The sequence below is a fragment of the Nonomuraea sp. NPDC050328 genome, from assembly GCF_044459405.1.
GTDB lineage: Bacteria > Actinomycetota > Actinomycetes > Streptosporangiales > Streptosporangiaceae > Nonomuraea.
Genome location: NZ_JBITIW010000010.1, coordinates 1 through 24022, shown reverse-complemented (window position 1 = coordinate 24022; position 24022 = coordinate 1). Strand labels below are relative to the sequence as shown.

Below are 24022 nucleotides of genomic sequence, written 5' to 3'. Positions count from 1 at the left end.
GACGCTAGCCGTGATCGCTTGCGAGCCGGTTGGCGAGCTCTTGAAGGGCCGCGACCACCCCGTCCGGACCTGGGACGACGAGGTCGGCCCGCGCCGCCAGCTCGCCCACCTCATCCGAGGAGCTGGCCACGGTCACGCCGGGCACCCCGCCGGCGCGCAGCTTGTCCACCGCGGCGAAGGCGGCCAGGTCGCCCAGGTCGTCCCCGGCGAACCAGACCGAGCGCGCGCCACGCTCGGCGGCGAAGTCGAGCAGCGCCCGGCCCTTGTCCATGCCCGGCGGCCGCAGCTCCAGCACGAAACGGCCCGGCTCGACGACCAGGCCGGTCTCGCGGGCGAGCTCGTCCAGCGGGGCGCGAAGCGCGTCGAAGGCGCCCGCCGGATCGGCCGCGCGGCGGGTGTGCACGGCCACCGATCGGCCCTTGTCCTCGACCGTCGCGCCCTCGGGCAGTTCCAGCCGGCCGAGCTCGGCCCGGGCGCGCTCCACCCCGGGATGCGGCGGCGGCGCCGACAGCTCGCCGGCCTCCCAGCGCTCGGCGCCGTAGTGGCCGAGCACGACGAGGCCGGGGACGGGCAGCTCGGTCAGCACGTGGGCGACCGGCCGGCCGGTGATGACCACGATGGTGCCCACCTGGCCGGCCAGCGCGCCGAGCGCGCCTGCCGCGCCGGGATGGGCGTGGGCCTGGGCCGGGTCGGAGACGATCGGCGCCAGCGTGCCGTCGAAGTCGAGTCCGATCAGGGCCCCGCCCGGATCGCGGACGAGGGCCTCGATCCCGGCCCGGCCTGCCTCGGTGCGCGCGGTGGGAAGCATCACCCCATCATGGCATCAGGGGCGCAGGCCGAGACGGCGGGCCGCCCGGTCGCGCTGCCTGGTGGCCCGCAGCCTGCGCAGCCGCTTGACCAGCATGGGATCGTGCTCCAGAGCCTCAGGACGGTCGATCAGCTCGCTGAGGAGCTGGTAGTAGCGGGTCGCCGAGATCGCGAAGGCCTCCTTGATGGCGTGCTCCTTGGCCCCGGCGTGCCGGAACCAGTGCCGCTCGAAGGCCAGCAGTTCCTTGTCCCGGTCCGTGAGGGGTCTTTCGGCAGCACTGTCACCGCTGACCGGTGCAGTGTCCATGATCTCCTCCTCTCGTCACCGCGGCCCGTCGCCATCGTAATGTGCCGAACGTGGGTGTTCACCGGCGTTTGCGGGACGTACAGTCACCTGTTGTGGCCCCTGTCATCACACTTCTCACCGACTACGGGCTTGAGGATGGCTACGTGGCGGCTTGTCATGGCGTGATCCTCAAGATCGTGCCCGAGGCCCGCATCATCGACCTCTGCCACCTCATCCCTTCGGGAGACGTACGGCGTGGCGCGGCCGTCCTGGCCCAGACGCTGCCCTACCTCCCCGAGGGTGTGCACATCGCCGCGGTCGACCCCGGCGCGGGCGGCGCCCGGCGGGCGGTCGCGGTGGAGGCGGGCGGCCGGATCCTCATCGGCCCCGACAACGGCCTGCTGTCGTGGGCGATCCACGCCTGCGGCGGCCCGAGCGCGGCGCACGAGATCGTGAACGACGAGTTCTTCCTGCGGCCCACCTCGCCCACCTTCCCGGGCCGCGACGTCTTCGCGCCGGTGGCCGCCCACCTGTCCGGCGGGCGCAAGCTGGCCGAGGTCGGCCCCGAGCTCCCGATCAACCGGCTGGTCTCGCTGCCCTCGCCCACCTCGCTGCTGCGCGAGGGCTCGGTGGAGGGCGAGGTCGTCTCGGTCGACCGTTACGGCAACACGCAACTGTCCATCGCCGAGGGGGACCTGCGCTCGCTGGGCGTGCGCGTCGGCGACACGCTCGACGTCCGGCTGGGGCGGCGGCAGCTCGCGATGCCCTTCCGCGAGACCTACTCGGCGGTCGCGCCGGGCGAGCTGGTCGCCTTCGCCGACTCCGCCGGGCTGATCGCCATCGCGGTCAACTGCGGCGACGCCGCGCAGCGGCTCGGCCTGCCGCCCGGCGCGCGGGTGAAGCTCGCGCCGCTCTGAGCGCTTGCGGCACAGCCGTAACTCCGGTTGTTGCCACACCGGACATTACCCCGCGTATCGTCGTGCTTACCGAAATCTCCGGTGGGGCCTGCCAGAATTCACCGACGTGTCCCCCCTCCCCCCTTTGCTCCTCGTGCCACTCCTGCTCCTGCCGGCGGGAACGAGCGACGACGTGGCCGCGACGGTGCGCGCCAAGCAGTGGCAGATCACCGCGCTCAACCTGCCGGAGGCCTGGCGGGTGACCAGGGGCGGCGGGGCCCTGGTCGCCGTGCTCGACACCGGCGTCGACGGCCGTCACCCCGACCTGCGCGGCGCGGTGGTCGAGGGCCCCGACCTGACCGGCGCCCGCCGCCGGCCCCAGGCCCGCTGGGGCCACCACGGCACCGCCATGGCCAGCCTGATCGCCGGGCGCGGGCACGGCAAGGAGAACCGGCGCGGCGTGCTGGGCGTGGCGCCCGAGGCCGAGGTGCTCTCCATCCGCGTCACGCTGGAGAACGACGACCCGCTGCGCGAGCTGCAACGCCGGTGCGCCGGCTGCGCGCCGTCCACCGCGCCCGTCTCCGACACCGCGCTCGCCCGCGGCATCCGGTACGCCGCCGACTCCGGCGCGGACGTGATCAGCATGTCGCTCGGCGGCGGCAGCGGCACCTGGAAGGGCTCGCCCGCCGAGGCCGAGGCGGTGCGGTACGCGCTGGCCAAGGGCTCGGTGCTGGTCGCCTCCTCGGGCAACGACGGCGCGAGCACCAACCGGCGCAACTACCCCGCCGCCTACCCCGGCGTGATCGCCGTCGGGGCGGTCGACCGTGACCTGCGCGCGGCCGGTTTCTCCAACCGCCAGGACTACCTGTCGGTGGTCGCGCCGGGCACCGAGATCGTCGGCGCGGACGGCTCGGCGTCCTACGTCATCGGCGACGGGACCAGCCCGGCCGCCGCCATGGTGGCCGGGGTCGCGGCGCTGATCCGGGCGCGCTACCCCGGCCTCGCCCCCGCGCAGGTGCGCCGCGCGCTGGAGTACGGCACGCGCCGCCGGCCCGGCTCAGGCCACAGCCGCTCGCTCGGCCACGGGCTGGCCGACGCCCACCGGGCGCTCAAGGCGGCCGCGCTGCTGGCCCGTGAGTCGCCGGAGGGCGCCTCGCTCGACGCCTTCGCCGCGCCCCAGCCCCGGGCGCCGATCTCGCGGTACGTGACCATCCTGGCGATGGTGCTGCTCGTGACGGCCATGTCGATCCGGGTGATCGCGCGGCGGTGACTCAAGCAAGCGCTTGTGTGATACTCGGCGCATGTGGTTCACCGTCAAGGACGGGCTGACCTACCTGGTCGGCACCCGGTGCACGGCCTGCCGTACCGTCTGTTTCCCGCCCAGGAGCGGCTTCTGCCCCAACCCGCACTGCGCCGGCGAGGAGCTGGTCGAGACGCGGCTGTCGCGACGCGGGCGGGTCTGGTCCTACACCAACTCCTGCTACCCGCCGCCCCCGCCCTACGAGGCGGCCGAGCCGTACGTGCCGATCACCGTGGCCGCGGTCGAGCTGGAGACGGAACGCCTCGTGGTGCTCGGCCAGGTCGAGGGGCTCACCGCCGAGCAGTTGCGGGTGGGCATGGAGCTGGAGCTGACCAGCTCCGGCGAGCGCTGGATGTGGCGCGCGTGAGCGTCGTCGTGCTGGGCGCGGGCCTGCACCCGTGGGGCAAGCAGGGCCGCCCCTTCACCGAGTACGGCGTGGCCGCGGCGCGGGCGGCGTTGCGCGAGGCCGGCCTGGCCTGGACCGACGTGCAGTACGTGGTCGGCGCGGCCACCGTGCGCAACGGCTACCCCGGCTTCGTCGCCGGAGCCACCTTCGCCCAGGCCATGGGCTGGAGCGGCGCCCGCATCGCCACCTGCTACGCCGCGTGCGCCTCCGGCGCCCAGGCCGTCGACGTCGCCCGCACCCGCATCCTGGCCGGCCTGTGCGACGTGGCCCTCGTCGTCGGGGCCGACGCCGCGCCCAAGGGCTTCTTCAAGCCGGTCGGCGGCGAGCGCCCCGACGACCCCGACTGGCTGCGCTTCCGCCTGCTGGGCGCCTCCAACCCGGTGTACTTCGGCCTCTACGCGCGCCGCCGGATGGCCGTGCACGGCTCCACGCCCGCCGAGTTCGCCGCGGTCAAGGTCAAGAACGCCTTGGCCGGTTCGCTCAACCCCAACGCCCGCTACCGCAAGACGGTCACGCCCGAGGAGGTGCTCGCCTCCCCGATGGTCGCCGACCCGCTGCGTCTGATGGACATCTGCGCCACCTCCGACGGCGGCGCAGCCGTCGTGCTCGCCTCGGAGTCCTACGCCCGCCGCCTGGGCCACACCCGGCCCGTACGGCTGGCCGCCGTCTCCACGATCACGCCGGACTTCCCCAACACCTTCCTCGACCTGCCCGCCTTCGCCACCGACTCCGCGCTCGCCGTACCACCGCCGCCGCGCCCCTTCCGCGAGGCCATCGCCCACGCCGCCTACGAGGAGGCCGGCCTCGGCCCCCAGGACCTGTCGCTGGCCGAGGTCTACGACCTGTCCACCGCGCTCGAACTCGACTGGACCGAGGAGATCGGCCTGTGCGCCCCCGGCGAGGCCGGCGCCCTGCTGCGCTCGGGCCACACCGCGCTCGGCGGCCGGCAGCCGGTCAACCCCTCCGGCGGCCTGGCCTCCTTCGGCGAGGCGGTCCCCGCCCAGGCCATCGCGCAGCTCTGCGAGCTCACCTGGCAACTGCGCGGCCAGGCCGGGGCCCGCCAGGTCGAGGGCGCCCGCACCGGCCTGGCGGTCAACCAGGGCCTGTTCGGCCACGGCTCGGCCCTCATCGCGGTCCGCTGAGGCCCCTGGAAGCGCGAAAGCCCGCCACGAGGCACGTGGCGGGCTGAGCGCGCGAGGCGTCAGTGGACGTGGACCACGTCGTGCGTCTCGGCGAAGTGGCAGGCGCTCTCGTGCGCCGTCCCCGGCCGGATCTGCAGGAGCGGCTCCTGCGTGGCGCAGATGTCCTGCGCCTTCCAGCACCGGGTGCGGAAGCGGCAGCCGCTCGGCGGGTTGGCCGGCGAGGGCGGGTCACCCTGGAGGATGATCCGCTCCCGCTGCTCGCGGCCGTCGGGGTCGGGGACCGGGACGGCCGACAGCAGCGCCTGCGTGTACGGGTGCGCGGGCTTGTCGTAGATCTCGACGTCCTTGCCGAGCTCCACCATCTTGCCCAGGTACATCACGCCGACCCGGTCGGAGATGTGGCGGACCACCGACAGGTCGTGGGCGATGAAGATGTAGGCCAGGTTGAACTCGTTCTGCAGCCGCTCCAGCAGGTTGATGACCTGCGCCTGGATCGACACGTCGAGCGCGGAGACCGGCTCGTCGCAGACGATGATCTCGGGCTGGAGCGCCAGGCCTCGGGCGATGCCGATGCGCTGCCGCTGACCGCCGGAGAACTGGTGCGGGTAGCGGTTGATGTGGTCGGGGTTGAGGCCGACCACCTCCAGCAGCTCCTGCACCTTCCTGCGCCGGTCGCCCTTGGGCGCCACCTCGGTGTGGATGTCGAACGGCTCGCCGATGATGTCACCGACGGTCATCCGGGGGTTCAGCGAGGTGTACGGGTCCTGCATCACCATCTGGATGTTGCGGCGCATGCGCTTGAGCTTGGAGCCGGTGGCCTTGCCCATGTCCTGGCCGTCGATCTTGACGGTGCCGGACGTCGGCCGCTCCAGTGCCATGAGCACCTTCGCCAGCGTGGACTTGCCGCAGCCCGACTCGCCCACGATGCCCAGGGTCTCGCCCCGGTGCAGGTCGAAGGAGACGCCGTCGACCGCCTTGATGGCGCCGATCTGCTTCTTGAAGACGATGCCCTGGGTCAGCGGGAAGTGCTTGACCAGGTCACGGACCTCGAGGATCGGAGCACCCTTGTCAGGAGCCATCGAGGACCTCCCTCCAGTAGTGGCAGGCGCTGCTGCGCACGCCGCTGATCTCGTGGAGCGGGGGGACGTCGGTCACGCAGTTGTCCTGGCGGTAGGGACACCGCGGGTGGAACGCGCAGCCGGTCGGCATGTCGAGCAGGTTGGGCGGCAGGCCCTTGATCGCGTAGAGCTCCTGGCCCTTGAGGTCGACCCGGGGGATCGACTCCAGCAGGCCCTTGGTGTACGGGTGCGCGGGAGCCTTGTAGATCTCGTGCACCGGGGCGTTCTCCACGATCCGCCCGCCGTACATGACCGCGATCTTGTCCGCGACGTCGGCGACGACGCCGAGGTCGTGGGTGATCAGGATCAGGCCCATGTTGCTCTCGCGCTGGAGCTCGGCGAGAAGCTCCATGATCTGGGCCTGGACGGTCACGTCGAGCGCCGTGGTCGGCTCGTCGGCGATCAGGACCTCGGGGTCGAGCGCGATGGACATCGCGATCATGATGCGCTGCCGCATGCCGCCGGAGAACTGGTGCGGGTAGTCGTTCACCCGCTGCTTGGCGGCCGGGATGCGCACCCGGTCCATCAGCTCGACGGCCTTCTTCATGGCGTCGCGCTTGTTCAGGCCGCGGTGCACCCGGAACATCTCGCTGATCTGCCAGCCCACGGTGAACACCGGGTTGAGCGCGGAGAGCGCGTCCTGGAAGATCATGGCGATCCGCTGGCCACGCACCTGGGTGCGGGCGTCCTCCGAGAGCTTCAGCAGGTCGGTGCCGCGGAAGCGGATCTCCCCGTGCGGGATGACCGCCGGCGGCATGTCGAGGATGCCCATGATCGCCTGAGCGGTCACGGACTTGCCCGACCCCGACTCACCGAGTACGGCAAGCGTCTCACCCGGGTGGAGCGTGTAGCTGACGCCGTTGACGGCCCGGACCACCCCGGCACGCGTGTGGAACTCCACGTGCAGGTTGTCCACCGCCAGCAGCGGCTCGTTGCCGAGCCCTCCCTCGGCCGGCAAGAGCTGCGTTGACTTCTTCACTGCCATACCCCCCTACCGCAGCTTCGGGTCGAGCGCGTCGCGGACCGCGTCGCCGAGCATGATGAACGCGAGCACCGTGATGCTCAGGAAGACGGCCGGGAAGATCAGCGGCAGCGGCGCGTCGATGAATCGGCTCCGCGCGTCCGCGATCATGAGACCCCACGAGACGTCCGGCGACTGCACGCCGACGCCCAGGAAGGACAGGGCCGCCTCCGCCGCGATGAACCCGCCCAGGTTGATCGTCGCCACGACGATCACCGGGGCGATCGCGTTCGGCAGCAGGTGCCGGAACATGACCCGCGAGGGTCCGGCTCCCAGCGCCTTGGCCGCCACGACGAAGTCCTGGTGCTTGGCGGTGATGACCGCGGCCCGCATGATGCGGAAGGTCATCGGCCAGCCGAGCACGGAGAGCGCGAGGATGACCAGCACGATGCTGTTGACCCCGCTCTCCCGGAAGGTCGAGGCGATCAGCAGCGCGCCGAGCAGGCCGGGGATGGCGAAGAAGATCTCGGTGATGCGGGAGAACACGGTGTCGGTGACACCGCTGTAGTACGCCGCGATCATGCCGAGCAGGCCGCCGATGACCGCCACCGCCACCGTCGCGCTGAACCCGATCAGGATCGAGTACCGAGCCGCGTAGATGGTGTTGGCGAAGACGTCGCAGCCGAGGTTGTCGCGCCCGAACGGGTGACCGGAGCTGGGCAACTGCCGGGCCGAGGCCAGGTCGCAGGTGCGCGCGTCGGTCGGGTCGATCGAGGTGAACAGGGTGGGCCAGATCGCCATGACCAGCAGGATCGCGATGAGACCTGCCGCGATGAGGAAGGCCGGCTTACGACGCAGGTCGTACCACGCGTCGCTCCACAGGCTCGCCGGCTTGTCGTTCTGCTTCTTCTTCTGGTGCTTGCCGCCTGCCTGAGGCGGTGCCGCGACGCTACTCATAGCGGATCCTCGGGTCGAGCACTGCGTACAACATGTCGACGACCAGGTTGGCCAGGATGTAGACCAGGACCAGGGCCGTCACCACGCCCACGACGATGGGTTGCTGCCGTTCGTAGACCCCTCGGAAGAGCAGCAGTCCGACGCCGTTGATGTTGAAGATTCCCTCGGTGATGATCGCGCCGCCCATCAGGTTGCCGAGGTCGGCGCCCAGATAGGTGATCAGCGGGATCAACGCGTTGCGCAGACCGTGCCGGCCGATCACGCGCCGCCGGGACAGGCCCTTGGCGGTGGCGGTCCGGATGTAGTCCGCCCTCAGGGTCTCCACCAGGCTCGTCCGGGTCAACCGGGTGAGGTAGGCGATGGAGGTGCCGGCCAGCACGAAGCCGGGGAGGATGAAGCTGATCCAGCCCTCGGAGGTGCCGGCGATGGGGAAGATGCGTAGCTCGACACCCAGGAGAAGCTGCAGGACGAAGCCGCTGACCAGCGTCGGAACGGAGATCAGCAGAAGCGTCGAGGCCAGGATCATGGTGTCGGCGGCCTTGCCGCGGCGCAGGGCGGCCCAGAGGCCGAGCCCGATGCCGATGATCGCCTCAAGCACGAGGGCGGTCATCGCAAGCTGCAGGGTCGTGCCGAAGGTGGCCTTCATCAGGTCCAGCACCGGAACGTCCTGGTAGGTCGTCCCGAAGTCGAAGCGGAAGACCACGCCGCTGATGTAGTGCCAGTACTGGACGATCAGCGGGTCGTTCAGGTGGTACTTCTCACGCAGGACCTCGACGACGCCGGGGTACTGGCGCTTTTCGCCGGCCAGCGCTGCGATGGGGTCACCGGGCAGCGCGAAGACGATGGCGAAGATGAGCAGGGTGGCGCCCAACAGGACAGGTATGGCCTGAATGAGGCGCCGGATGACGTATCGGCCCATTTATGCCTCCCGTACATGCCTGAAGGCAGTCCCCCGAACCATAGTCCGAAGTCCAGGCGACTGCCTCCCAGGCGGGTCCAGAGGGGGCGGGCTTCGGCCGAGCCCGCCCCCCGCTTTGGACTCTTAGGCCTTCGTGATGTCCGCCCAGTTGACCTGCTTGAGCAGGTTGAGGGAGACGTTCTTGACCTTGGTGGAGGTGCCCCAGTTGGTCCTGTAGAAGTACACCGGGATGTACGGGAGTTCCTTGATGAGGATGTCCTCGGCCTGCTGGTAGAACTTGACGCTCTCGTCCAGCGAGGTGGCCTTGTCACCCTGGGCGACCAGAGCCTCGAAGTCCTTGTTGATGTAACCGCCGTAGTTCGAACCGGTGGCGATCGCGATCTCGCTGAAGATCGGGGTCAGGTAGTTCTCGGGCGACGGGTAGTCGTAGGACCAGGCCATGCGGAACAGGCCGGAGTACTTCTTGTTCTGCAGGTCCTCGAGGATGGCGGCGAACTTCTCGAACGGCTTGACCGTGACCTGGATGCCGAGGTTGGCCTTCAGGTTGTTGGCCGTGGCCTCGATCCACTCCTTGTGGCCACCGTCGGCGTTGTAGCCGAGCTCGACGGTCTTCGGGCCACCGGCCTTCTCGTAGAGCTCCTTGGCCGCGGCCGGGTTGTAGGTGCAGGCCTCGCCACAGGCGCCCTGACGGTAGCCGTCGACGACCGGGCTGATGAAGGCGTCGGCCGGGGAGCGGCTGCCCGCGAAGACGGTCTCGGTGATCGTCTTGCGGTCGATCGCCATCGAGATGGCCTTGCGGATGTCGGCGTTCTCGAAGTCCTTGTTGTACTTCAGCGGGACGCCGATGTAGCCGATCGCGGAGTCGGGGTCGTCGTGGTAACGCTCGCCGAGCTGCGTCTTCGCGGTGGTGAGCTGCGAGGACGGGATCGAGTCGTGGATGTCGAGCTGCTCGCCCGCCAGGTCGTTGTAGGCGGTCTCGGAGCTCGTGTAGAGCTTGAACTGCAGCTTCGTCCAGCCGGTCGGCTTCTTGCCCGCGAACTTGTCGTACACGGTCAGGTCGATCGACTGGTCGGTGCCCTTCTTGTAGGGCTTGTCCAGCTTGAACAGGCCGTTACCGATGGGCTGCTCGTTCTGCTGCGCGGTCAGCTTCCCGTCGGGGCCGTAGGCCTTCGGGTGCATCGGGTAGAAGGCGGTGTACCCGAGCATGAGCTTGAACTGCGAGAACGGCGCGGAGAGGGTGACGGTGAAGGTCGAGTCGTCGACGACCTTCAGGCCCTTCATCTCCTTGACCGTGGGGGTGGCGCCCTCTTCGGAGGGGTTCACGTCGGCGAAGCCGTCGATCTTGGCGAAGAAGCCGGCCGCGTCGGCGGCGTTCGGCTTGTAGGCCGCCCAGTTCCAGGCGTCGACGTAGTCCTTGGCCTTGAGCGGGGTGCCGTCGTGCCAGGTGTAACCGGGCTTGAGCTTGATCGTCCAGGTGACGTTGTCGCTCGACTCGATCGACTCGGCGACGTTCTCCACCGGCTGCTTGTTCTCGTCGTAGTTGACGAGCGGCTCGTAGATCGCCGCGAGCACCTCAGCGCCCTCGGACTCAGCGGTGAGCGACGGCACCAGTGCGTGCTGCGGCTCTCCGACCTCCATACGGACCGGCGTCTCGCCGCTTCCGGCGTTGCTTCCGGTGGAAGCACCGCCGCCACACGCGGCAACCGCGAGGGCCAGCAGCGCGGCACCGGCGACGATCTGTGCGCCCTTGGTAACACGCATTATGAAAGTTTCCTCCCTCTGAGGTGGGCGTTAGCGCTGAGCTGCGAGTTAGCCGAAGCAGCCTGACGGGACCAGCTTGTCTTGCCCCGATTTTGGCTGACATGGTCATACCAGCCGACGCCCTGCCAGTCGATCGCGACTATCCCTCACTACTTGCCACCACCACGTCTCTGTGGCGTTGCAGTTCGGTCACACGTGCGCCTTGCCCGCGTCACACGGCTCTGTCACGGTTGCCCCCGGAGCATCAAAGATGGCGTGGAATGCGACAAAGAGACATGAAGGCCTCGGGCGAGGTTGATGAAAAATACCCCCTTCCGGAGAGTGGTCGCGCCAACACAGGGCACCCTGCCGGTTCCTGGGCTACGGTTGACCAAGCGTTGGAACCCGGCATGGGGGACTTCCGTCCAAGACTTCATGGAAGGAAGCGTCACGCCAGGCATCCCATCCACCCGCATCCAATAGAGTCCTTTCCATGAGCCAGCCGGAATCCGCGTACGCGGACGCCCAGGCGGGCGGCCGAAGCGGGGAGTCGCTGGCCAAGCTCGCCGAGAGATATGGGCTTCGCCGTGCCATCGCACGGCCGAGATTCCACGTCTACCTGCGCCAGCTCTGGGAGCGGCGGCACTTCATCCTCACGTACGCGACCTCTCGCAACGTGTCGAAGTACTCCAACTCCGCACTGGGCCAGCTCTGGCAAGTGATCACCCCGCTGCTCAACGCCGCGATCTACTTCGTGATGTTCGGCATCATCCTGGGTGGCAAGGGCGACATCGTGAACTACCCGGCGTTCCTGATCACCGGGATGTTCATCTTCACCTACACCCAGCGATCGGTCACCGCGGGCGCCAAGTCGATCTCGGGCAACCTCTCGCTGATCCGGGCCCTGCACTTCCCCAGAGCCGCCCTGCCGCTGGCCTACACGATCCAGGAGCTCCAGCAGCTCCTGATCTCGATGGGCGTCCTGCTCGGCATCGTGATGATCACCGGCGAGATGCCGACCTGGCTGTGGCTGATGATCCCGGTCGTGCTGATCCTGCAGACGATGTTCAACATCGGGGCCAGCCTGGTGATGGCCCGGGTCGGCGCCTCGATGCGCGACATGAACCAGTTGCTGCCCTTCATCATGCGCACCTGGCTCTACGCCTCGGGCGTCTTCTTCTCCATCCAGGAGAAGGTGGTCCAGAGCGCCAAGCTTCCGCAGTGGGTCGCCGACCTGATGTACCTCAACCCGGCGGCCTCCTACATCGAGTGGATGCGCGACATCCTGATCGAGAGCCACACCCCGCCGGTGTGGGTCATGACGAGCTGCATAGTGTGGGCAGTGTTCGCGCTGCTCTTCGGCTTCTGGTACTTCTGGCGTGCCGAGGAAAGGTACGGCCGTGGCTGAGATGACCGAGGAGCTGCCGCAAGTGACGCCGCTCGACGCGCCGACGGGCACCCCCACCGTCATCGTGGACAACCTCCACATCGTCTACCGCGTCTACGCCAAGACGACCGACCACGAGAAGGGCAACGCGGTCAACGCCCTCACGCGCATCCTCAAGCGCCAGGGCCGCCCGCAGATGACCGAGGTCCACGCCGTCAAGGGTGTGTCCTTCGTGGCCTACCACGGCGACGCGATCGGCATCGTGGGCCGCAACGGGTCGGGCAAGTCGACGCTCATGCGCGCCATCGCCGGCCTGCTGCCGCCGCACGAGGGCGCGGTCTACACCGACGGCCAGCCGTCCCTGCTGGGCGTCAACGCCGCGCTGATGCGCGAGCTGACCGGTGAGCGCAACATCATCCTCGGCTGCTACGCCATGGGCATGACGCCGTCCGAGGTCAAGCAGAAGTACCAGGAGATCGTCGACTTCTCCGGCATCGAGGACTTCGTCCAGCTCCCGATGTCCACCTACTCCTCCGGCATGGGCGCCCGCCTGCGGTTCGCCATCTCCTCGGCCAAGACGCACGACGTGCTCCTGATCGACGAGGCGCTGGCCACCGGTGACCGCGAGTTCCGGAAGAAGAGCCAGGAGCGCATCCGGCAGATCCGGGAGTCGGCCGGCACGGTCTTCCTGGTCTCCCACGACCACAAGGTCATCGAGGAGACCTGCAACCGGGTCATCTGGCTGCACAAGGGCAAGATCAAGATGGACGGCGATCCCACCGAGGTGATGGCGGCCTACAACAAAGGCTGATAGGACCGTTAGCACCGTTCTTCTTGGAGGTGCATCGTGTCCGCCCGGCCGCCGATCCCGTTCGACTTCCTTCCCCCTGTCGCCCCGCTCGCCGTCTCCAGTGACGACGTGCGCGACGGCGAGCGCGTCCCCGAGGCGCACGTGTTCAACGACTGGGGCATGAGCGGGGAGAACCTCTCCCCGCACCTGCGCTGGTCCGGCGCCCCTGAGGGCACCCGCAGCTTCGCCGTCACCGTCTACGACCCCGACGCCCCCACCCAGGGCGGCTTCTGGCACTGGCTGCTGTGGGACCTGCCCGCCGACACCACCGAGCTCCCCACCGGGTACGGCACCGCCGACGCCAAGCCCGGCGTGCAGGGCCGCAACGACTTCGGCACCGCCGCCTACGGCGGGTCCGCCCCGCCGCCCGGCTACCCGCACCGCTACATCGTCGCCGTCCACGCGCTCGGCGTGGAGTCGCTGGGCCTGTCGCCGGACACGCCGGCGAACGTGGTGGGCTTCAACATCGTCGCCAACACCCTCGCCCGGGGCTACATCGTGCCGGTGTACGAAACCTGAGGGACCTGAGCGTCGTCCGCCTGACAGCGTGACCCGTGTTCCGCTATCATTAGAACGTTCGTTCGATGCTAGAACACCTGATGGAGTGGGGGCGCGCGATGCGAGAGCTGTCGTCCGCGATTGACCACCTGGCCATCGAGGACGTGTCCGAGATTCCCAGGATCCAACTGGCCGAGCAACTGCTTGAGCTGCATTGGCAGATGGCCAGACTCCAGGCCCAGATCGCCCGACGCACCGGCGTCCGACTTCCCTGACACTGGGCCCACCACTTCCCCATCGCTCGCGACGCCCGCCGTACCCCGAAAAAGGGGTGCGGCGGGCGTCGTTTATCGCGCGCCGGAGTTCGGCGCGAATTCACGAGTCCTTTCCGGGGAATTGATCAGGCGGAAAGCCGCGTATTCTGCGGAATCTGCTCGAAAGGGAATCGGTCCGCGAAAGCCGGCCGCAGATCCGTGAGCCACACCGCATTCGGGTCATAGCGGGCGAAGAACGGCTTTCCGACAAGTGCCGGGTCACGCGCCTGGATGAAGTGGAGGACGAAGACTTTCTGCCCGGAGATCTCGGCGACGCCGTCCACGCAGACCTTGCCCGGCGTCGCGGACATGGAGGGCCCGCGCACCGTGCGGCAGAGCCCCGAGACGGCGGCGTAGGCATCGCGGAAGACTTCGTAGGCGCGGACGAGCGGGACGGCGAAGTAGTCCTGGGGACCGGTGTCGCGCTCGACGAACATGTAGTACGGGATCATGCCCAGCGTGAGCTGGCGCCGCCACATGACCTCCCAGGCGGCGGGGTAGTCGTTGATCGATCGGATGACCGGCGCCTGGGTGCGGATGGTCGCCCCGGTGCCGGTGATGCGCTCGGCCGCGGTCGCGACCAGATCCGGCTCCAGCTCGCGCGGGTGCGTGAAGTGGGCCATGAAGGCGAGGTTCTTGCCCGCCGCGACCACCTTCTCGAACAGGCGCAGCGTGGCGTCGGCGTCAGGGTCGCTCACGAAGCGTTGCGGCCAGTAGGCCAGCGACTTGGTGCCGATCCTGATCGATTCGAGCTGCTCGATCTCCAGCAGCGGTTCGATGTACCGCTTGAGCACCGGCTCGCCCATGATCATGGGGTCGCCGCCGGTGAGCAGCACGCTGGTGACGTTCGGATGCGCCTTCAGGTATTCCGCGAGCTGCTTGACGTCGTCGGAGGCGAACTTGAGGTCCGCGTCGCCGACGAACTGCGCCCACCGGAAACAGTAGGTGCAGTACGCATGACACGTTTGTCCCTGTTTAGGAAAGAAGAGCACCGTTTCCGGATATTTGTGCTGCATGCCGGGAACCGGGTCGAGCCCGATCCTCGGCACGTTCAGATCCATCTGCCCGGCCGGATGCGGATTCAGCCCCTGCCGGACCCGGTTGGCCTCGGCCTGGAGCTCGGGGGCCGGCGCGCCGGAGCGAAGCAGCCCGGCGAGCCGGGCCACGTCGTCCGCCGGGAGCATGTCCGCCTGGGGGAAGACGAGCCGGTAGATCGGGTCGTCCGGCGCCGCCGTCCAGTCGATGAGCTCATCCACGACGTACGCGTTGGTCCTGAAGGGCAGCACGGTGGCCACCGCGCGGACCTTGAGCCTCTCCTCCTCGTCGAGCCGCGCGCGACGGAGCAGCTCGTCGAGGTGCTTGGCGGAGTAGGCCGTGAAACGCCGGGTTCCCATCTCGTTCAAGATCACTAGGCCTTTCCCATCTTTTTTGTTCGTGTGGGCGTAAACCAATGGGCCCTGCCGCGCGTCTAGGGCCCTTATACCCGGACGCGCTCACGCCCACTTCTGGTTCCACTGGGACGCAAGTTGCCAGTGAGGTGCCAGCAAAGACACGACATATCGCGTATGGTGGTTTCATGAGCGATGACCTCCGCGCGTCCGATGAGGACCGCGACCGCGTCGCCGCGGTCCTCGGCGAAGCTCTGGCCACCGGCCGGCTCACCAGCCCCGAACACCTCGACCGCCTGGAAGCCGCCTACGCTGCGAAAACGGTCGGCGAACTGGTCCCCATCACCCGCGACCTGCCCGACGTCGACGCCAAGCAGGCGCCCCTCGCCCTGGGCAGCGGCCGCGTCGACGCCGTCCTCGGCAAGACCATCCGCAAGGGCCGCTGGACCGCCGCCCGCGAGCTGCGCCTGCACGGCCGCTTCGGCGCGCTCGTCATCGACCTGAGCGAGGCGGTGCTGCCCGGCCGCGAGATCACCCTCCATCTCGACGTGCGCTTCACCAAGCTCATCGTGCGCGTGCCCGACGAGTGCGTGATCATCGACGAGGGCACCACGATCCTCGGCAAGCGCAACGTCTCCGGCGGCTCGGGCTCCGGCGGCCCGGTCATCCGCGTCACCGGCCGCGCCATCCTGTCGAAGGTCGTCATCGACCGCGGGATCACCGACTGGAACCTCGCCCAGGGTGGCTGAGGCCGGTGAACGGGGACCAGACCAGCAGGTAGCGGCCTCCGGGGACCTACCATTCGGACTGTGTCCGAAATGATCGCGGTGGATGCCATGGGTGGCGACCACGCCCCGCACGAGATCGTGGCGGGAGCCGTCCAGGCGGTCCGCGAGCACGGGCTCCAGATCGTCCTGGTCGGCCCGCCGCGCGTGCTCTACGACGCGCTCGCCGCCCACGGCGCCACCAAGGAGATCCCCATCGTGCGCGCCGAGGAGGCGCTCGCCATGCACGAGGGCGCGCTGGCCAGCCTGCGCCGCCCGAAGTCCAGCATCGCCATCGCCTGCCACCTGGTACGGCAGGGCCACGCCGGCGCGATCGTCTCGGCGGGCTCCACGGCGGGCGTCGTCGCCACCGGCAAGCTGCGCCTCAAGGCCCTGCCGGGCGTCCTGCGCCCGGCCATCGCCGTCGCCCTCCCCACCCGCCCCCGGCCCACCATCCTGCTCGACGCCGGCGCCAACGCCGAGGTCAAGCCGGAGATGCTGGTCCAGTTCGCGCACCTGGGCGCCACCTACGCGCAGATCGCCTTCGGCATCGACGAACCCCGCGTCGGCCTGCTGACCATCGGCAGCGAGGCCGAGAAGGGCAACAAGCTCTCCCGCCGCGCCCACGAGCTCCTGGCCGAGCTGCCCGGCTTCACCGGCAACGTCGAGGGCCACGACATGCTCACCGGCATCGCCGACGTCATCGTGACCGACGGCTTCACCGGCAACGTCGCGCTCAAGACCATGGAGGGCGCCGTCCGCTACGCCTTCGACGAGCTGCGCGAGACCATCGAGGGCAGCCGCGTGGCCAAGTTCGGCGCCTTCATGCAACGCGGCCGGCTGCGTGAGCTCGCCCAGCGCCTCGACCCCGAGGCGTACGGCGGAGCCGTCCTGCTGGGCCTCAACGGCACCATCGTCATCGCCCACGGCTCCACCACCGCCAAGGGCGTCGCCGCCGCCTGCCGCCTGGCGGCTGACCTGTGCAAAGGCGGCATCGTCGAGAGGATCGGAGAACGGATCGCCCACCGGCCGCACCGGCTATGGTGATGTGTTCGTGACAGGACTCACCTCCGCCCAGGTGGCGACGGCCAAGCCCAATGACGTGCCCAAACAGACCAGCCGGTCGTTGAGCGCCATCATCCGGGCGAACGTCTTCACCTTCTTCAACCTGGTGATCGGCGTCCTGTGGGCCCTCATCCTCATCTTCGGCGACTGGCGCGACAGCCTGTTCGGCCTCGTCATCGTCGCCAACGCGGCGATCGGCATCGTCCAGGAGTGGCGCGCCAAGCGCACGCTCGACCAGCTCGCCGTGGTCAACGAGACGCCGGTCCAGGTCCGCCGCGACGGCCACGACCAGGAGATCCACCCCTCCCAGGTGGTGCAGGGCGACCTCATCCTGCTCGGTCCCGGCGACAAGCTGCTGGTCGACGGCGACGTGACCGCCGCCGAGGGCCTGGAGGTGGACGAGTCGCTGCTCACCGGCGAGTCCGACCCGGTGCACAAGAAGCCCGGCGACGAGGTGCTGTCCGGCAGCTTCGTCTCGGCCGGCTCCGGCGCCTACGTCGCCACCAAGGTCGGCACCGACGCCTACGCGGTCAAGCTGGCCCAGGAGGCCAGCAAGTTCTCCCTGGCCCACTCCGAGCTGCGCGACGGCGTCACCAAGTTCATCAAGTACATCACCTGGCTGGTCGTCCCCCTCGGCGCGCTGCTCATCTGGAACCTGCTGCGCAACTCCGCCGACTTCGCCACCGCGATCACCGGCGCCGTCGCCGGCGTGGTGACGATGATCCCCGAGGGCCTGGTCCTGATGACCTCCATCGCCTTCGCCGTAGGCGTCGTACGGCTGGGCCGCCGCAACTGCCTGGTCCAGGAGCTCCCCGCCATCGAGGGCCTCGCCCGCGTGGACGTCCTGTGCGTGGACAAGACCGGCACCCTCACCCAGGGCGGCATGGACCTCGACGAGGTCATCCCCCTGCGCGCCGACGAGCCGGTCGAGGAGGCGCTCGCCGCCCTCGCCAACGTCGACCCCCGGCCCAACGCCACCGCCCAGGCCCTCCAGGCCCGCTACGCGTCCATGCCGGACGGCTGGCGCTCCACCGACGTCGTGCCCTTCTCCTCGGCCCGCAAGTGGAGCGGCGCCGTCTTCGCCGACCAGGGCGCCTGGCTCATCGGCGCGCCCGACATGCTGCTCGACGTCGGCACGCACGCCTACGACCAGGCCCGGTCCATCGCCATGACCGGAACCAGGGTGCTGGCGCTCTGCCGTACCGATGAGCTGGACGGCAAGGAGACGCCCGAGGCGGTCGCGCTGGTGACCTTCAAGCAGCGGCTGCGCCCGGACGCGCACGAGACGATGGAGTACTTCGCCAAGCAGGGCGTCGCCGTCAAGGTCATCTCCGGCGACAGCCCCGACGCGGTCTCCGCCATCGCCGTCAAGCTCGGCATCCCCGGCGGCGCCGACGCGGTCGACGCCCGCACGCTGCCCGCCGACGACCAGGCCGGTCTCGCCAGGGCCCTGGAGGACAACACCGTCTTCGGCCGGGTCACCCCGCAGCAGAAGCGCGCCTTCGTCGCCGCCCTGCAGTCACGCGGGCACACCGTGGCGATGACCGGCGACGGCGTCAACGACGTGCTCGCGCTCAAGGACGCCGACCTCGGCATCGCCATGGGCGCCGGCAGCCCCGCCACCAAGGCGGTCGCCCAGGTCGTCCTGCTCGACAACCGCTTCGCCACGCTGCCGCACGTCGTCGGCGAGGGCCGCCGGGTGCTGGCCAACATCGAGCGGGTCTCGCGGCTGTTCCTCACCAAGACCTTCTACGCGATCATGATCTCGTTCCTGGTCGTCGTGCTCGCCACCGACTACCCGTTCGCGCCCCGGCACTCCACGCTGGTCAACGCGCTGACCATCGGCATCCCGGCCTTCTTCCTGGCGCTCGCGCCCACCTTCGAGCGCTCCAGGCCCGGGTTCGTGCCGCGGGTGCTCCGCTTCGCCGTACCGGCCGGGTTGATCACCGGCATCGCCGTCGTCGCCGCCTTCCTGCTGTCGGCCCCCGGCTCCTCGCTCGCCGAGAGCAAGAGCGCGGCGGTGCTCACCCTCTTCTTCGCCTCGTGGTGGGTGCTCGTGCTGGTCGCCCGGCCGCTGACGATGTGGCGGATCGGCCTCGTCGTGATCATGGGAGCCGCCTTCATGCTGGCGCTCGCGCTGCCGGCCGTACGCGAGTTCTTCGCCCTGCAGCCCGGGGACGTCGGCAACGACCTCATCTCGCTCGCCGTGGCGGGCGTGGCGGCGGCCGGCATCACGATCGCCGTCAAGCTCGCCGGTACCCTTAGAACATGACCGACCCGCAGACTGTACTCACCGAGCGCGTCCAGCAGGCGCTGGCCGGCGCGTTCGGTCCTGAGTACGCCAACGCAGACCCGCTGATCCGGCCCTCCCAGTTCGCCGACTTCCAGGCGAACGTCGCGATGAGCCTGGGCAAGCGACTGCGACGGCCGCCGCGGGAGGTCGCCGAGGAGATCGCCAACCGGCTCGCCGACTTCCCCGGCACGGTGGAGGTCTCCGGACCCGGCTTCCTCAACATCACCCTCGACAGCGACTGGATCGCCGCCCAGGCCTCCCAGACCTTCGAGGACGAGCGGATCGGCGTGCCCACCGTCACGCCGCCGCAGACCGTCGTGATCGACTACTCCGCGCCCAACGCGGCCAAGGAGATGCACGTCGGCCACCTGCGCACCACCATCGTGGGCGACGCGCTGGCCCGGCTCAACGAGCACCTCGGCAACACCGTCATCCGGCAGAACCACCTCGGCGACTGGGGCACGCCCTTCGGCATGCTCATCGAGCACCTGCTCGACATCGGCGAGGACAGCGCGGTCGCGCAGCTCGAAGCCGGCATGGGCACCGAGTTCTACCAGGCCGCCCGGGTCAAGTTCGACGGCGACGAGAGCTTCAAGATCCGCTCACGGCAGCGGGTCACCACCCTGCAGGGCGGCGACCCCGAGACCATGCGGCTGTGGCACGTCTTCATGGACGCCACCATCCGCTACTTCAACAAGGTCTACGCCATGCTCGGCGTCACCCTCACCGACGACGACATCGCCGGCGAGAGCATGTACAACCCCATGCTCGACAAGACCTGCGACGACCTCGAGGCCATGGGCGTCGCCGTGCACAGCGACGGCGCGCTCTGCGTCTTCCCGCCCGGCTTCACCGGCTCCGACGACAAGCCGCTGCCGCTCATCATCCGCAAGAGCGACGGCGGGTACGGCTACGCCAGCACCGACATGGCCGCCATCCGCTACCGGACCGACGACCTCAAGGCCGACCGCATCCTCTACGTCGTCGGCGCCGACCAGGCCCTCCACTTCCGGATGGTCTTCGCCGCCGCGCGGCTGGCCGGCTGGCTGCCCGAGACCTCCTCGGCCGAGCACGTCCAGATCGGCATGATGCTCGGCAAGGACGGCAAGCGGTTCAAGACCCGCTCCGGCGAGTCGGTCAAGCTCACCGACCTGCTCGACGAGGCCATCGAGCGGGCCTCGGCTGCCATCGACGACCGCGGCTACGACGAGGAGACCAAGCACGAGATCGCCCACGCCGTCGGCATGGGCGCGGTCAAGTACGCCGACCTGTCGATCAGCCACGACAGCGAGTACGTCTTCGACTTCGACCGCATGCTCGGCTTCACCGGCAACACCGGCCCGTACATGCAGTACGCGCAGGCCCGGATCCGCTCCATCTTCCGCAAGGGCGGCTACGACCCGCGCGCGGTCCGCGGCCCGATCCGGATCGGCGAGCCCGCCGAGCGCAGCCTGGCCCTGCACCTGCTGGGCTTCGGCACGGTCGTCGAGCAGGCCACCATGCTCAACGAGCCGCACCGCCTGGCGGCCTACCTGTTCGAGACCGCCAGCCTGTTCAGCACCTTCTTCGAGGAGTGCCCGGTCGTGAAGGAGGGCGTCGACCCCGACGTCCGCGCCTCCCGGCTGGCGCTGTGCGCGCTGACCCTGCGCGTTCTGGAGACGGGCCTGTCCCTTCTTGGCGTGGCGACCCCCGAACGTATGTAGATTCCCGTTCATTCACGGCGCAGAGGGCGTGCCTCCATCGAGATGGCGCGCCCTCTCGTTACGCTCTAGAGTGTCCAAAGGCGGCCGAGCCGGTCGTCCAGAGCGTGGAGACCTCGGGTTTCGCCAGTGCTCATGACATGAGGGGGAGAGTCTTCGCCTTGGGCACGCACGTCACCACCCGCCCCTCCGAGGTGCACCGCTACACCGAGGCTTTGCTCGCCCATCTGGCGGCCAACGGTTCCGTCCCGCCCTCAGAGGCCGACTTCCCCGACGAGCCCGGCGACTGGCTGCCCCCCGCGCTCCAGGCCCTCCTGGCCATCCTCCGCGGCGACGACCCGCTCGAACCGCTCTCCCGCGCCGCCGGCCGCGACCAGCAGAACACCGCGCTCTTCCTCTGCCTCGCCCTCGCCGTCGCCGGTCACGGCGCCCGCGTGCACGCCTCCTGGCTCGGCACCGCCTTCGGCGACCTCGCCCTCGACCGCCCGGTCACCCACGGCCAGCGGGCGCTCTGGCTCGCCGCCGCCCGCGGCGCGTACGGCCCGGCAGGCAAGATCTTCGTGTTGCGCAAGCTCGACGTCCTGGCCATCCACGAGCACGCCGACCCCGGCCAGTGGATCCAGGCCCTCGCCCCCGGCGAGCCCACGGTGGTCGTCCCCACCTCGCTGGCCGACTTCCCCGAACTCGCCGAGATCCCCGAGCTCGCCCGGCCCGCCCAGGCCGGCACCAAACTGGCCCGGCTCCTGGCCCGCTGCGTCGAGATCACCTCGGTGCGCGACGACGTCACCGTGCCTCTCACCAACGGTACGGCCAGCCCCGCCACCACCTGGGCCGAGGACGAGCCGCTGAGCGTTCTGCGCGCCCTCGTCGGCCTGTCCGGCCCAGCAGGGCCCATGGGGTCGCTCATCGGGCATCTCCTCGACGATCTGCGCCCCGGCTCCGACCCGATGCTCGCCGCCATCGCGCTCCACGTCGCCGCCCCGATCCTCAAGCAGGTCACCGAAGAGCTCGCGGCCGACACTGTGCTCACGCCGCCGGAATCAGTCGTGGTGCCGATGCTCGGACACCAGATCAGATTGCGGCCGGAAGGCCCCGACCCTGACTCGATCGACGCCGCCGAGCACGAGATCACTCAAGACGGCACCGCACGGCACGCCACGCCCCCGTGGCCCGCTTATCTGCTGATCGTCGCCGGACTGGCCTGCCTGCTCGGCATCATCGCCACCATCTGGCTCGCTCTCCCCGCTCTCGCCCTGGGCACCGCGGGGGGCTGGTTGCTCTGGCAGCGGCACAAGGCCGTCGAATCCGACTCGCGCTACGTCGCCACTCAGGTCGGCGAGCTCAAGGAGCTGGCCGACGGCGCCGTGTGGGCGCTCCACGCCTATGCCCGCGAGGCCGACTCCAGGGCCAAGCAGGCGGCGGAGGACGCCGCCGAGGTCACGCGGCTGCTGCGCCGCGGCCCTCGGGCGGCTTAGGTCGTCTCGATCTCCACGTGCGCTGGGGCGAGCAGGAACACCCGGTCGGCGATCCGCTCGATTCTTCCCTCGCACCCGTACGCAAGACCAGCGGCGAAGTCCACCATCCGCGTGGCCTCCGGCATCGGCATGCCGGTGACGTCCATGATGACCGTCTGGCCCTCACGGAAGTGCTGCCCGATCATCGGCGCGTCGTTGTACTTCAACGGCTGGACCATGACGATCCGCGACGACTCCACAGTGGCACGCCACCGCTTGGCCGCCCGCTCCGACGCAGGCATGTACTCGTCCTCGTACGCTTCCTCGTCGTCGTAATAGCGGTCTTCTTGGTCGATACCCAGGCCAAGGTAGCTCGCCACCTTGCGCACTGCCCCCATCGGCTTGTCCTTTCCTCAGGAACCCACCACAACTGGCACGCCCCTACACATTTGACGGTAACCGACGATTCGTGATTCGCCATGCGACACGCCCAGCGTTAATTCCATTTTGTACGCCTAGCGTCCCGGTTTCGACTGGATATCTCGTTGCTTTCCTAGGGTAATCCCGGGCGCATGATCATCTCTCAGACCGGCGCACAAGATCTCGAGAAGCCCGTGTCTATCGGCGAAATCGCACCGTCTTGCCCCACCCGGGAGCGCCCTTCCGCACAGCTCAGCGGGGCTCACCGCGGGACCTCGCCCGTCCGCCACCCGTGCCACGGACCGCCGACATCGCCTCACCTCTTCGGCGTGTCGTGGTCTTGCGGGGGTGGTTCATTCTCGCCTCTTGCCTGAGTCGGGACTGTCGTCTGATAACACTCTGCCCCAAGCGGTTTGCAAGGCGCCTAAGGTTTGCTTGCAGCCCTCCTTCCACATCAGACGCATCCCTAACCTCGAAGGTTGCTCTCGATCCGGTTACCGGGGGTGGAGCAGGGGTTGGGTGGATGTGGGGGCTGGGGGCCCGGCTTCACGGCCGACCGGATTTCGTAACGGAGATCACAGCCGTATGGAGAGCCGGGGTAACTCTTTAGCTTCCTCTCCTCTCACAGCCGGCCTCCGACCCGAGGGTGCGCCACAGCCGCTCCTGGGAGACGACACGGCCTTACTTGCCCCCGCCCCCGCGTCACGAGGGGCTCTCTGCCGGGCTGAAGGCCAGCGGGCTACGAGGCGCGCACTCAAGGTCTCTCGCCCACGCGACAGGACTTTCGCCCACGCGACTCCCTGGCCCATCCCCAGCCCTCCAGCCGCTCACGGGACGGCCGCCCTTGGGCCTGGGGGGTCGAGCGCCCTCACCAAGCCTGAGCCCACCGAACTGCCGGTGACACGTCTCTGTGAGGAGGCCGACTGCGGAGCGAGGAGACAGAGAAGGCCCGTCCGAGATCCCCGTAGATCCTCGTAGATCCCCCTACAGGCCGGCCGGGAGCTTCGGCACCTCCGGAATCGCCCACTCTGGAGCCAGCAGCTCCGGAGCCAGCGGACGGACCTGTGAACCAACAACCAACCGCCGAGCCCCCGAGCCCCCGAGCCCCCGAGGCTCCTGGGCCGCAGAGGACGCCCTCCTGACACTCAGAGATGCCACGAGGCGTCCTGAACGCAGAAAGGCCCGCCCGGACACCCGGGCGGGCCTAACTCTCGTGTAACGCAGTAGAGCCCGCCGGGAAACCCACGGCGGGCTCTACTGACCAATATTTGTGCGGCGGCGACCTACTCTCCCACACCCTGGCGAGTGCAGTACCATCGGCGCAGAGAAGCTTAACTTCCGGGTTCGGAATGTAACC

The 24022-nt window shown here is 69.2% G+C and carries 22 protein-coding genes and 1 rRNA gene; 13 read left to right on the top strand and 10 right to left on the bottom strand.

Annotated elements, in window-relative coordinates; genetic code table 11:
* Positions 1 to 4: 4 nt before the first annotated feature.
* Entirely contained in the window at positions 5 to 808 is an 804-nt protein-coding gene (otsB, locus tag ACIBG7_RS32060; RefSeq protein WP_357922261.1) for a trehalose-phosphatase, read from the bottom strand.
* Positions 809 to 823: 15 nt separating this feature from the next.
* The gene (locus tag ACIBG7_RS32055) at positions 824 to 1114 is read right to left on the bottom strand and encodes a DUF3263 domain-containing protein (protein ID WP_357922258.1); all 291 of its coding nucleotides are present in this window, start codon (positions 1112 to 1114) and stop codon (positions 824 to 826) included.
* A gap of 41 nt (positions 1115 to 1155) precedes the next feature.
* On the opposite strand from ACIBG7_RS32055, the gene ACIBG7_RS32050 reads away from it, so the two are divergent.
* From ACIBG7_RS32050 to ACIBG7_RS32035, 4 genes are all read left to right on the top strand, one after another.
* A complete protein-coding gene (locus ACIBG7_RS32050; protein WP_397338606.1) occupies positions 1156 to 2010 on the top strand; it encodes an S-adenosyl-l-methionine hydroxide adenosyltransferase family protein in 855 nt (284 codons plus the stop codon).
* Positions 2011 to 2116: 106 nt separating this feature from the next.
* Positions 2117 to 3259, top strand: a complete 1143-nt coding sequence (locus ACIBG7_RS32045) for a S8 family serine peptidase (RefSeq protein WP_397338605.1) — start codon at positions 2117 to 2119, stop codon at positions 3257 to 3259.
* Between the two features lie 31 nt (positions 3260 to 3290).
* Positions 3291 to 3656 (top strand): Zn-ribbon domain-containing OB-fold protein, encoded by a 366-nt coding sequence (locus ACIBG7_RS32040; protein WP_397338604.1) that lies wholly within the window; start codon positions 3291 to 3293, stop codon positions 3654 to 3656.
* On the top strand, positions 3653 to 4837 hold the full coding sequence (locus tag ACIBG7_RS32035; RefSeq protein WP_397338602.1) for a lipid-transfer protein: 1185 nt from the start codon (positions 3653 to 3655) through the stop codon (positions 4835 to 4837). Before ACIBG7_RS32040 ends, ACIBG7_RS32035 begins: the two co-directional genes overlap by 4 nt.
* Before the next feature lie 59 nt (positions 4838 to 4896).
* On the opposite strand, the gene ACIBG7_RS32030 is transcribed toward ACIBG7_RS32035, so the two are convergent.
* The 5 genes from ACIBG7_RS32030 to ACIBG7_RS32010 all read right to left on the bottom strand — a co-directional run bounded on the left by ACIBG7_RS32030 (position 4897) and on the right by ACIBG7_RS32010 (position 10553).
* The gene (locus ACIBG7_RS32030) at positions 4897 to 5916 is read right to left on the bottom strand and encodes a dipeptide ABC transporter ATP-binding protein (protein WP_357922243.1); all 1020 of its coding nucleotides are present in this window, start codon (positions 5914 to 5916) and stop codon (positions 4897 to 4899) included.
* A complete protein-coding gene (locus ACIBG7_RS32025) occupies positions 5906 to 6934 on the bottom strand; it encodes an ABC transporter ATP-binding protein (RefSeq protein WP_397338601.1) in 1029 nt (342 codons plus the stop codon). Before ACIBG7_RS32025 ends, ACIBG7_RS32030 begins: the two co-directional genes overlap by 11 nt.
* Positions 6935 to 6946: 12 nt before the next feature.
* Positions 6947 to 7873: an ABC transporter permease gene (locus ACIBG7_RS32020; RefSeq protein WP_357922238.1), complete on the bottom strand. Its 927-nt coding sequence runs from the start codon at positions 7871 to 7873 to the stop codon at positions 6947 to 6949.
* Positions 7866 to 8792, bottom strand: coding sequence for an ABC transporter permease (locus ACIBG7_RS32015; RefSeq protein WP_357922236.1), 927 nt, complete (start codon positions 8790 to 8792; stop codon positions 7866 to 7868). The genes ACIBG7_RS32020 and ACIBG7_RS32015 overlap by 8 nt, the downstream gene beginning before the upstream one ends.
* Before the next feature lie 123 nt (positions 8793 to 8915).
* Positions 8916 to 10553, bottom strand: coding sequence for an ABC transporter substrate-binding protein (locus ACIBG7_RS32010; RefSeq protein ID WP_357922233.1), 1638 nt, complete (start codon positions 10551 to 10553; stop codon positions 8916 to 8918).
* Positions 10554 to 11025: 472 nt separating this feature from the next.
* Between ACIBG7_RS32010 and ACIBG7_RS32005 the strand changes: the two genes are divergently transcribed.
* The 4 genes from ACIBG7_RS32005 (at position 11026) to ACIBG7_RS31990 (ending at position 13542) form a co-directional block, all read left to right on the top strand.
* Positions 11026 to 11940, top strand: a complete 915-nt coding sequence (locus ACIBG7_RS32005; RefSeq protein ID WP_357922230.1) for an ABC transporter permease — start codon at positions 11026 to 11028, stop codon at positions 11938 to 11940.
* A 1-nt stretch (position 11941) separates the two neighbouring features.
* Positions 11942 to 12730, top strand: a complete 789-nt coding sequence (locus tag ACIBG7_RS32000) for an ABC transporter ATP-binding protein (RefSeq protein ID WP_357923313.1) — start codon at positions 11942 to 11944, stop codon at positions 12728 to 12730.
* A gap of 36 nt (positions 12731 to 12766) precedes the next feature.
* A complete protein-coding gene (locus tag ACIBG7_RS31995) occupies positions 12767 to 13288 on the top strand; it encodes a YbhB/YbcL family Raf kinase inhibitor-like protein (RefSeq protein WP_397338600.1) in 522 nt (173 codons plus the stop codon).
* A gap of 65 nt (positions 13289 to 13353) precedes the next feature.
* Positions 13354 to 13542: a hypothetical protein gene (locus tag ACIBG7_RS31990; RefSeq protein WP_357922224.1), complete on the top strand. Its 189-nt coding sequence runs from the start codon at positions 13354 to 13356 to the stop codon at positions 13540 to 13542.
* 125 nt (positions 13543 to 13667) lie between these two features.
* Here ACIBG7_RS31990 and ACIBG7_RS31985 read toward each other — a convergent pair whose 3' ends face one another.
* Positions 13668 to 14975 carry a KamA family radical SAM protein gene (locus ACIBG7_RS31985; protein WP_397338814.1) on the bottom strand — a complete coding sequence of 436 codons (1308 nt, stop codon included), beginning with the start codon at positions 14973 to 14975 and terminating at the stop codon, positions 13668 to 13670.
* Positions 14976 to 15157: 182 nt separating this feature from the next.
* Here ACIBG7_RS31985 and ACIBG7_RS31980 point away from each other — a divergent pair, with 182 nt between their 5' ends.
* From ACIBG7_RS31980 to ACIBG7_RS31960, 5 genes are all read left to right on the top strand, one after another.
* The gene (locus tag ACIBG7_RS31980; RefSeq protein ID WP_357922218.1) at positions 15158 to 15718 is read left to right on the top strand and encodes a DUF1707 domain-containing protein; all 561 of its coding nucleotides are present in this window, start codon (positions 15158 to 15160) and stop codon (positions 15716 to 15718) included.
* A 69-nt stretch (positions 15719 to 15787) separates the two neighbouring features.
* Positions 15788 to 16780, top strand: a complete 993-nt coding sequence (gene plsX / locus ACIBG7_RS31975; RefSeq protein WP_397338813.1) for a phosphate acyltransferase PlsX — start codon at positions 15788 to 15790, stop codon at positions 16778 to 16780.
* A gap of 7 nt (positions 16781 to 16787) precedes the next feature.
* Positions 16788 to 19070, top strand: a complete 2283-nt coding sequence (locus tag ACIBG7_RS31970) for an HAD-IC family P-type ATPase (RefSeq protein ID WP_397338599.1) — start codon at positions 16788 to 16790, stop codon at positions 19068 to 19070.
* Positions 19067 to 20794: an arginine--tRNA ligase gene (gene argS / locus ACIBG7_RS31965; protein ID WP_397338598.1), complete on the top strand. Its 1728-nt coding sequence runs from the start codon at positions 19067 to 19069 to the stop codon at positions 20792 to 20794. Before ACIBG7_RS31970 ends, argS begins: the two co-directional genes overlap by 4 nt.
* A 158-nt stretch (positions 20795 to 20952) precedes the next feature.
* Complete coding sequence (locus tag ACIBG7_RS31960) at positions 20953 to 22266, top strand: hypothetical protein (RefSeq protein ID WP_397338597.1); 1314 nt, start codon at positions 20953 to 20955, stop codon at positions 22264 to 22266.
* Here ACIBG7_RS31960 and ACIBG7_RS31955 read toward each other — a convergent pair.
* Both ACIBG7_RS31955 and rrf read right to left on the bottom strand, forming a co-directional pair.
* Positions 22263 to 22643, bottom strand: coding sequence for a cell division protein SepF (locus ACIBG7_RS31955; protein ID WP_357922206.1), 381 nt, complete (start codon positions 22641 to 22643; stop codon positions 22263 to 22265). The genes ACIBG7_RS31960 and ACIBG7_RS31955 overlap by 4 nt on opposite strands.
* A gap of 1292 nt (positions 22644 to 23935) precedes the next feature.
* Positions 23936 to 24022 (bottom strand): 5S ribosomal RNA (rrf, locus tag ACIBG7_RS31950); the annotation flags it as partial.